The 4,311-nt window shown below is 60.9% G+C and carries 3 protein-coding genes; 1 reads left to right on the plus strand and 2 read right to left on the minus strand.

The features are described 5' to 3' along the window. The first annotated feature begins 641 nt into the window (after positions 1-641). Positions 642-1,772, plus strand: a complete 1,131-nt coding sequence (locus tag A4R35_RS00155; RefSeq protein ID WP_223258117.1) for an RNA-guided endonuclease InsQ/TnpB family protein — start codon at positions 642-644, stop codon at positions 1,770-1,772. A 145-nt stretch (positions 1,773-1,917) separates the two neighbouring features. Here the strand turns inward: A4R35_RS00155 and A4R35_RS00160 are convergent, their stop codons facing one another. Beyond that, positions 1,918-2,193, minus strand: coding sequence for a metal-sensing transcriptional repressor (locus tag A4R35_RS00160; RefSeq protein ID WP_112425387.1), 276 nt, complete (start codon positions 2,191-2,193; stop codon positions 1,918-1,920). A gap of 631 nt (positions 2,194-2,824) precedes the next feature. After that, the coding region (locus A4R35_RS00170; protein WP_189361147.1) for a DUF6461 domain-containing protein at positions 2,825-4,311 on the minus strand (1,487 nt) is incomplete at its 5' end.

A 4,311-nucleotide genomic window follows, 5' to 3' on the forward strand; every position in this document is an offset into this window, starting at 1 on the left:
GAGATTGATCCAGGAATTCCAGCAGTGCGTTGAACAGAAGCAAACTCATGAGAAGGGGAACAGTTCAAGGGAGAAGTAATGGGAAGAGTCTACTACAGACTTTCCGAGAATTTGTATAACCCGATCTGTGATCAGATCAGGTCTTTAGCAACCCCAGACTGACCCTTTCTTCAACACCTGGACGGCCTTACGGCGAACAAGCGGGATCGAGATCGTGACATCCCGGAATCGCGCCTTTGTGCGCCTGCCTACTGTCTAGGAACAGAGCCTGCTAGAGATCACTAGAGAGATGCCAGTGCTGGAACTGCGCCGAGTGCAGTTAACCGGATCGGATCTTCCTGTGGTGGTGAACAGACTCATTTTTGTCAGTGGTCGGTTCGAACTCTTTTTTGAGGCATCTCCAGCATAACAAGCGTGACACTCTCTCAGGTGGACCGATCTCTGCCACCGCGAGCAGCAGCTCAGGGGAAGGCAGGGAGATACCACTTCCTTGCCCTCTCCCCTGGGAGGAGACGCACCGGCTCAGGTTCCCAGGACGGCATAGACAGAGGACAGAGAGCAGGAGGAGGGACTAGGAGCATGCTGACGGAGAGGAGGGAGCCGCCTTCCTCCCCTGGATGAATCCAGGGGTCCCCGGCGGCATGCCCTTATGGATGGACGAACGTGGCGTCTCGAGGAATGACTTGCAGCGTTATTGCGCAGTCCTTGCCCGTGCATACTCGTTTGTGGCCCTCCTCAACTCCCAGGCCCGGCAAGCCTCGGCAGATCGGGCCTGGGCGGCCATCTCCCGTTTCTATGAGCACTGCAACAACAAGAAACCTGGCAAGAAGGGCTACCCGCGCTTTCAGCATGATAACCGTTCCGTCGAGTACAAAACGACGGGATGGAAGCTCGAACCCGATGGCAAACATCTCACCTTCACTGATGGCTGTGGCATCGGCACCTTGCGATTGGTTGGCAACGAGAAACAGTCTGTGGCAACCTTTCCAGTCCAGCAAATCAAGCGCGTGCGGATTGTGAAGCGGGCTGATGGCTACTACTGTCAATTTTGCGTCCAGGCACAACGACGTATCGAACACTCGCCGACTGGCCGTGCGGTGGGTATTGATCTTGGGTTAAACGCCTACTATGTTGACTCCGATGGCAACACGGTGGAGAACCCGCGCCATTATCGGAAAGCGGAACAGCGGCTCAAACGTCTGCATCGTCGCCTCTCCAAGAAACAGAAAGGCTCAGCCAATCGCAAAAAAGCGAGAAAGCAATTAGCCAAAGCGTATCTCAAAGTCTCAAGGCAGCGCGAAGATTTTGCCAGAAAGACGGCAAACGCGCTGGTCACGTCTCACGACCTGATTGCCTATGAAGACTTGAAGATTCGCGACATGGTACGCAACCGTCATCTTTCCAAATCGATCAGTGATGCTTCCTGGGGCACGTTCTTGCAGTGGGTGAAGTACTACGCAACTGTCCATGCCATCCCGGCCATTGCCGTTCCCCCGCAGTTCACCTCTCAGGATTGCTCCGGCTGTGGCACACGGGTCAAAAAGAGTCTCTCGGTCCGTACCCACATCTGTCCTGCTTGTGGACTCGTCCTTGATCGAGACGAAAATGCTGCGGTGAATATCCTGCATGCCGGACTCTGCATCCTGTTTCTGATGGCTTTTGCCGGTACCCTGGGGCACAGGGGAACCTCCGAATCTTCGGAAAACGCTTCTGGACAGTCTGCCGCTACTCGTCGTTCTCCCCGGAGGAAGGCGAGCAAGTGGGCTGGATGAAGGAAGAACCTCCCCGCTTCGAGCGGGGAGAGTGTCAGAACACGCCTCCGTTATGCGCTTCGCCTCGCTCACCGATCTGATCCCCAGTGTGAACATGCGCAGGGCAACAACGTGGAGGCTGGAAGGACATTGACAGCTCCTGCCGCTAGAGCAGGAGCCGATCAAGCGCCTCATGGAGATCTTGTGTGGCCAGGGAGGCATCGCCCTGGGCAACGGCCTCCTGGATTCGCTCGTGCAGGTACTGCTCTAGAATCGCGCGAGCCACTTGATCCAGTCCAGAACGGACGGCAGCGATTTGTATCAGCATCTGCTGGTAATCTCGTTCTTCTTCCCAAAGCCGCTTGAGGCTCTGAGCGTGACCAGCGAGGCGCGCAAGACGGTGCGCGATCTCCTCACGAGTGGGGAGCTGTTGTGTTTTCACAGGAAGGCCTCATCCGTTGCCAGACAAGCTGGTGCTTGGCTGCTGCTCGTCAAGATCAACTCGTGCTACAGTATACTGGATCTCACTCGCTGGGTCAAGCGGCAATGCTGAGGCGCTCAGACTCCTCTCCCGGAGACCCTGCAGCCAGGATCTGACCCTGCTGTTCCCCTGGGAAAAGGACACTCGGCGAGACAGCTCCTCTCGGCGGCAGCGCCTCTCTTTCAGCGTAATCTTTCCAGCCGCTCCCAGTCAGGCCTGATGACAGGCAGTGCTGCGACACATCGTCGTGAGTGTGCCTGCTTTCGCTGAGCCGGACAGCGAGCCGACTCCCTTCCTTGGCGCTCACCTGACAGGTGCCATCACCACCCCTGGGAGGATCTCTCGTACTGCTGACCATCTTCCCTTCTCCTGCAGCCAGGGGCTGAGCAGCCATCTTCCAGCAACGCGTTCGTGGCGCCCTGCTCATCTTCCTCCTTCCCGTCCTCTGCTCAGCTCCTGGCTTGACCCCTGCCTCAGGCTGGCCCGTCGGCAACTCCCCCGCTCTCGCTGACGCACTAGCTCCTTGGGGTCCTTCAGGCTGGCAACTTTCCAGAGCCATGCTCCTGCCTGCTCGGCGCACTGGTCTGCTTGCTCAACCCTGGGCAGGCGGCACGCGGACCGTCAGTAGAGGACCTTCGACCACTGCGGCAGGGAGTTGGATGCCGAGCGCCCGAGTCAGCAACTCTAGCGCCGCTAGCTCGGGAGTGGGCGCGTCCTGGTCCCGCTCTGCCTCAGCCTCCTCCTCTGACGGGACCGTTACCCGCAGGCCGACCTGCCGCATCGCCTCCACCAGACGGTCTGGGTCCTGGCCGTGACGAGACGCTGGATGCACTGGGTCAAAGGCCGTCACCAGCTCACCGTTGACAGCGTAGGCCAGCTGATCGAAGCAGAGACCGCGCGTAAAGTGCCTGCTCAGCTCGATCAGCTCAGTCTCCGCTGCCAGCTCCTGTAGCCATTGCCACTGCTGCCAGTCGGCTGGCGGTTGCTGGCTGACCAGGAGCACGGCCCACTCTCCCGCCTGTCCGGCCCGCAGCCAGGCCGCCGACGGGGCCGGCAGCTGCGCCCACGCCTCGTCTCTCGTCAGGACTTGGGCGCTGGCGGGATCAGCGCCGGACCAGGTCACCCAGTGGTGCAGCAGATGCTCGGGATCAGCCCTGCGGACCAGGAGCAGCACCAGCAGCGCTTCCTCGTCCTCGTGCCACTGCCAGGCCGACGGGGAGGCCGTCAGCAGGGGGCTTTCCAGCAACGGCTGCGGCAGTGGGATGCCCAGCCCCTGCCGCAGCAGCGCCAGCGTTGCCGCCAGGGCAGCGCTCTCGTCCGGCTGGGGGGGAGGATCGACCGCCAGGCCGACCTGTCGCATCTGCTCCACCAAGCGGTCTGGCTCGCTGCCAGAGCGCCAGCAGGAGGAGAGCGGCTCGAACTCACACACTTTTTTCCCATCCGCAAAGTAGGACAGGCTGGTGACCTTGGGATTGGTCTGGAACAGAGCCACCTCAGTTCCCATCGAGAGCGCCTGGGCCGTCTGATCCCAGCCCCACAACGGGTCCCAGCCGGCCATCAGGCTGAAGTCGAGGGCAAAGGCCCAGGCCTTGACGCGTCCGGCGCGGACGGTTTCCCCATCGATCATGGTGAGCGGCTCCAGCCGCGCCGTCGCTGGATCAAGACCCAACGCGCTCAGCAACTGCTCGGGCGTTTGCTCCCGCACAAACCATAGCGCGAGATTGATCTCGCCAAGAAAAGCGCTGACCCAGTGCCACGTTGAGAGCGGGATGGTCAGGAGGGGCCCAGCCATCACCACGCGCGGCAGCCGCAGGCCCAGTGCCTGATCCAGCAGCGCCAGTGCCGCCCGGCGCAGTCGGCTGGCAGCCGCGTTGCTGCCCTCACTGGTCGGGTGCTCTCCCGGCTCCTGCGGAAGGAAGGAGCTGTCCACCGGCAGCCCCACCTGCTGCATCGCCATCAGGAAGCGATCGGGTTCACGCCCCCAGCGCTCATGCGCCCGCTGCAGCCCAAATGCGGTCACCAGCTCGCCATCCACGTAGTAGAGCCAGTCATCCTCTGGCAACCGTTGAGCAGCTTGCT

This window comes from Thermogemmatispora tikiterensis (genome assembly GCF_003268475.1).
Lineage (GTDB): Bacteria > Chloroflexota > Ktedonobacteria > Ktedonobacterales > Ktedonobacteraceae > Thermogemmatispora > Thermogemmatispora tikiterensis.